The 4,693-nt window shown below is 32.3% G+C and carries 7 protein-coding genes; all 7 read right to left on the bottom strand.

Annotation, left to right across the window (positions count from 1 at the left end):
- Positions 1–293 (bottom strand): hypothetical protein (locus tag FPG59_RS16695; protein ID WP_176330755.1); only part of this gene is annotated, 293 nt, incomplete at its 3' end.
- 20 nt (positions 294–313) lie between these two features.
- Positions 314–958, bottom strand: coding sequence for a CatB-related O-acetyltransferase (locus FPG59_RS14010; RefSeq protein WP_086455201.1), 645 nt, complete (start codon positions 956–958; stop codon positions 314–316).
- A gap of 203 nt (positions 959–1,161) precedes the next feature.
- Entirely contained in the window at positions 1,162–1,683 is a 522-nt protein-coding gene (locus tag FPG59_RS14015) for an N-acetyltransferase (protein ID WP_086455202.1), read from the bottom strand.
- A gap of 71 nt (positions 1,684–1,754) precedes the next feature.
- Positions 1,755–2,327 (bottom strand): DUF1349 domain-containing protein, encoded by a 573-nt coding sequence (locus tag FPG59_RS14020; RefSeq protein WP_086455203.1) that lies wholly within the window; start codon positions 2,325–2,327, stop codon positions 1,755–1,757.
- Positions 2,328–2,382: 55 nt separating this feature from the next.
- Entirely contained in the window at positions 2,383–3,171 is a 789-nt protein-coding gene (locus FPG59_RS14025; protein WP_086455204.1) for a PhzF family phenazine biosynthesis protein, read from the bottom strand.
- A gap of 77 nt (positions 3,172–3,248) precedes the next feature.
- A complete protein-coding gene (locus tag FPG59_RS14030) occupies positions 3,249–3,857 on the bottom strand; it encodes a short chain dehydrogenase (RefSeq protein WP_086455205.1) in 609 nt (202 codons plus the stop codon).
- Between the two features lie 76 nt (positions 3,858–3,933).
- Positions 3,934–4,509, bottom strand: a complete 576-nt coding sequence (locus FPG59_RS14035) for a Crp/Fnr family transcriptional regulator (protein ID WP_254906715.1) — start codon at positions 4,507–4,509, stop codon at positions 3,934–3,936.
- Positions 4,510–4,693 lie beyond the last annotated feature (184 nt).

Below are 4,693 nucleotides of genomic sequence, written 5' to 3' on the forward strand. Positions count from 1 at the left end.
ACTATAGCAACAAAAAACGGAATTAAGACTATAAAAAAAGCAATAAAATAGTCTTTTTTATTTTGCCCTTTGCTACAAATTGCAAATAAAAATGAAGTTAATAGGCAGGCTAAAAAAGGTCCCACAACCATCATTAATAATCCAGCTCCTGCTGCGCCACACATTGGTTTTGATAGTAACGAATCCATGTTGTGAAAGAAATAAAAAATGAAACTCCACCAAATTAAATATAAAAATAAGATTAGGGTTGTTTTTTTATGTCTTTTGGTATAATCAAAAATAGTTGTAGTCATTTTAATAAACATATTTGAATTTACAGCTCAAGGTTATTTGCCGAATTTATAAACAAGTCAATTTTATCATCAGTAAGATTTTGAATGTTTTTAGTAATTTTTTCAATATCCCAATTCCACCATTGTATTGCTAACAATTTTTCAATTTGTTCTTTTGTAAATCTTTTTTTTATCTCATTTGCGGGGTTCCCTCCAACAATGGAGTAGGGTTCTACATTTCTAGTTACCGTCGAATTAGATGCAATTATCGCCCCGTCACCTATTTTTATTCCAGGCATTATAGTCGAATTATACCCAATCCAGACATCGTTTCCTATCTCTGTATTTCCTTTATTTGGATACTGTTTTCCTTCCATGGCATTTTTCCAATCCTCTCCAAATATTGCAAAGGGATAAGAACTTATTGATTTTGAGAGGTGATTTGCCCCATTCATTATGAATTTTACATCAGAAGCAATCATACAAAATTTGCCTATAATTAATTGGTCTCTAATAAAATCGAAATGGTATTTTACATTTTTTTCAAAATTAGACACATCTTCGAAGTCATCATAATATGTATAATCGCCTACGATGATGTTCGGATTTGTGATTGTATTTTTTAAAAAACACAAGCGGTCGTAGTTGGCTAGAGGAAAAACACTATCCTTATCAGGTCCTGTCATTTTTAGGATTATTAAAATTAGATTTTATCAAATGCTTTGTTTGCTTGAACAGCAACGCTGATCAAATATACTATTATTTTAAAAATAGAGATCGGGAGAACGTGTTTTGTAAGCTTCTTCTAAATTGTCAAAAAAATACGGGATCTTTTGGAAGTGGTTTTAGTAACGTGTTAAAAATCAATGCATTTGAGATTCCTTATTTTTTATTTAGAGCTCACGTCAATTTGAAATAAACTTACTGTTGCGTTGTCATAATGTGCTGGAAGTCCTTCAGTGTTTCTAAGTTTCAATAAACCTAAAAACTCAAAGCCACATCTTGTGTAGTGATTAATTAACCCTGAATTATCGCCAACTGTATCCATTCTTATGAATTGTTTTTGATTTTCTTTGGCATAATTCTTTGCCCATTCTACAATTTTGCCCACTAAATTTTGTCCGCGAAAATCAGGATTGGTTGCAATACGGTGAATGTAAACAGCTGGATCTTCGTTACGTTCCTCCCAAATTTGCGGATCATCAAAAGTTGTCGCCCACACACAAGCAATTTTACCCTCTGCAACTATTTTCCATTGTCTGTTTTCTAAAATTTCAGTTTCAATAAGTTCTCTATCAAATTCTGGCCAATGGCTGGTAAATCTTGTCTTCTGAAAATCGGTCGCGATTTTGTATAAACGAAAAATTTCGTCTGTGTCGTTACTGTTGCTATTTTGTATTTGAAAGTTCATTTTGATTTTGAATTATTAGGGCAAATAAACTAATTTAATAGATGATTGCCTATGTTTACTTTGTGACTGTTTTAATTACCATCTCTAAAGTTTTTAACACTTTCGTTGGATATGGTAATAAAATCCAATTTTCCTTCGCATTTATCTCCTAAAGGTGCTTGTATTCCAAATCCAACTTTTACAGTGGAAGAAAGGTCTAATCCAAAACAACGAACAAATCGCCATTGTTGACCATTGACTGAATAATGAAGTCCCCAAAAATCACCTTTACGAGTTATACGCAACCAACATTTATTGGATGGGAGTAATTCACCATTGGCGTCATCCGACCAATTATCTGTGATTACAGAAACCACATTGTACATTGTGTCAACGCCTAGTTCAACTGCTAATTTTATCCATCGGGTTTCCGTTTCTCTCACCATCAAGAAAGCTGCGTCGTAGCTAAAGTTTCCTTTTGTTTCAACTTCCGCTTTGATGGTAAAATCACCAGTTTTTTCGGTATAAAAAAAAGAAGCATCATCAATTATAGCTTCTTTGTATTTGCAAATGAAATCAGTTTTAGCATTTGCTACAAGACGAAATCCGGAGTCAGTATCACTTATCTTGCAAGCATTCAAACTGTTGTTAAAAGTATTTTTCATATATTTTATTTGATTTTTTTTCTTTGATGGTTATATCTTTTTGCAATAATTTTTATTATTCTATCCAAAAGTTCCCAACAGAATAGGTTTTTGCTGTTCCGCTAATAATAACTCGGTCACCTTTGTCTTCACAATATAATTTGCCCATTCGTTCCGAAACTTGTTGCCCATAAAGTACTTTTTTATCAAGTCTTTTTGACCAAAATGGCACCAAAGAACAATGAGCAGAACCTGTTACAGGATCTTCTAAAATGGAGGCTTGTGGTGTGAAAAAACGAGAAACGAAATCACAGTCATCTCCAATTGCTGTTACAATTATTCCGCCTGGATCAAGGTTGATTTGGTCAAACAATTGTCGATCAATTTTAATATTTCTAATTGCTGTTTCGTTTTCATAAACCAAAACATAGTCTCTTGATTTTAAAATTTCCCTAGGTTGGATATTTAAAGATTTTGAAATTGTCTCGGGTAAAGTATCTGCAATAGGCATTCTTGATGGGAAGTCCATTTTGTATAGTCCATCTTCAACTTTAACAATTAAGTCGCCACTTAATGTTTCGAAAACAATTTCATCTTTTTTGTAATCTAAAATTGTCTTTAAGCAATGTGCTGTTGCAAGTGTGGCGTGACCGCATAAATCCATTTCAATTTCTGGCGTAAACCATCGCAAATGGATTTTTTCTCCTTTATCTACAAAAAAAGCGGTTTCTGCAACGGCATTTTCTTTAGTTATTTTCAACAAAATGTCGTCTGATAACCAATTGTCAAGAGGCACCACACAAGCAGGATTTCCACCAAAAATGGTATCTGTAAATGCGTCAATTTGGTAAAGTTTTAATTCCATTTTTCTTTTTATTTTATAATAAACAGCATATAGTCAATTTCTTTTTTGAAAAGACTATATGCTGTAATTTTTGTTAATTATGCATCCACAAGGATCACTTGACCAGTAATAAACCCATCAACCGAACGTTCAAAAGCTTTACCAACCAATGCACTAGGTACAGGTTGAAATCCTGGCATCATATCACCGTAAACATCCCAAGCCTCCGCTAAAACTGTTGGATTTACTGAATTTACACGAATACCTCTTGGCATTTCGAAGGCTACACATTTTACAAAGGTATCAATGGCACCACTCGTTGTTGCATCTGCAATGGCAAAAGGAATAGGCTTTAAATTTAGTATACCTGTAATAAGCGTAAAGGAACCTTTATCAGCAATGTATTCCTGACCTATTCTAACAATGTTGATTTGCCCCATCATTTTACTCATAACTGTACTTATCCATTGGGCTTCTGTCATTTCCTCGAAGGTTGCATATTCACAAACACCAACTGTATTAACAACCGCATCAAAATGACCTACTTCTTTAAATAATTTCCTTAAAGATTCTTCACTAGTAATGTCAACTTGGAAGTCACAACCGTCTTGAGAGCGACCTGCTGTAATCACTTTGTGTTTTCCTAAACCTGTAAGTGCTGCTTTCCCCATTTTCCCATTAGCACCTATTAAAATTACTGTTTTCATATATTTAATTATTTTTAATTTGAAGTGCAAAATTACACTCCTGCCCTTCTAAGCGCGTAGGACATTTGTCTAATAATTAAATCGATGCTCTTATTCTACTTAAATGTCTTTGAGTAATTCCAAGATAGGACGCTATATAGTGAAGTGGAATTTGTTGTACAAATTGTGGATAGTTGTTTATCAAATCTACATATCGTTTTTGGGCGTTGGATTTTTGATGATTAAATATCCATTTTTCGAGTTCAACATATTCTTTTTCAGCAATTATTTTTAAAAAATTCAACCATTTATTGTTTGATTTCGCAAGGTTTTCTAATGTGTTTTTTGAAATTGAAATTATTTCAGAATCGGTTAAAGCTTGTAAATTTTCTTCTGATTTATTCTGTGTAATAAATGAAGAATAAGCCACTAATAATGTATTAGGAAAGGTAAAACAATAGGTTATTTCTTCGTCATTATTAGAATAATAAAATGATCGAAAAATACCAAAATTCACGAAGGAAAGCGTGGTACAGATTTCATCTTGTTTAATGAAAAAATCTCCTTTTTTTATCGTAGAAATAGTCGCTAAACTTATAAATTCATTTATTTCACTATCTGTAAATAAATTGTATTGTTTTAAGTATTCCAACAGTTGATTTTTCTTAAACATAGTACTTGTTTTAAGCTTTAATTCTATAATTCGTATTTATATTTTGCTGCTTTGCAAAGTTAGCAATTACAAGTGTAGAGTTTTAAATCCCTTTCAAATCATTGATGATATAAAAAATATGACATTGATTTACTGGCTGTTTTTCTATAAAATCATTTGTACTTAGTTTATTAAAATACTTTAC

The organism is Flavobacterium sp. FPG59, assembly GCF_002150205.1.
Lineage (GTDB): Bacteria > Bacteroidota > Bacteroidia > Flavobacteriales > Flavobacteriaceae > Flavobacterium.

Bases quoted from the DNA above. Each gene is read 5' to 3' on its own strand.
- FPG59_RS14030 (WP_086455205.1), bottom strand. From the start codon at position 3,857: ATGAAAACAGTAATTTTAATAGGTGCTAATGGGAAAATGGGGAAAGCA.
- FPG59_RS14035 (WP_254906715.1), bottom strand. From the start codon at position 4,509: ATGTTTAAGAAAAATCAACTGTTGGAATACTTAAAACAATACAATTTA.
- FPG59_RS14020 (WP_086455203.1), bottom strand. From the start codon at position 2,327: ATGAAAAATACTTTTAACAACAGTTTGAATGCTTGCAAGATAAGTGAT.
- FPG59_RS14025 (WP_086455204.1), bottom strand. From the start codon at position 3,171: ATGGAATTAAAACTTTACCAAATTGACGCATTTACAGATACCATTTTT.
- FPG59_RS14015 (WP_086455202.1), bottom strand. From the start codon at position 1,683: ATGAACTTTCAAATACAAAATAGCAACAGTAACGACACAGACGAAATT.
- FPG59_RS14010 (WP_086455201.1), bottom strand. From the start codon at position 958: ATGACAGGACCTGATAAGGATAGTGTTTTTCCTCTAGCCAACTACGAC.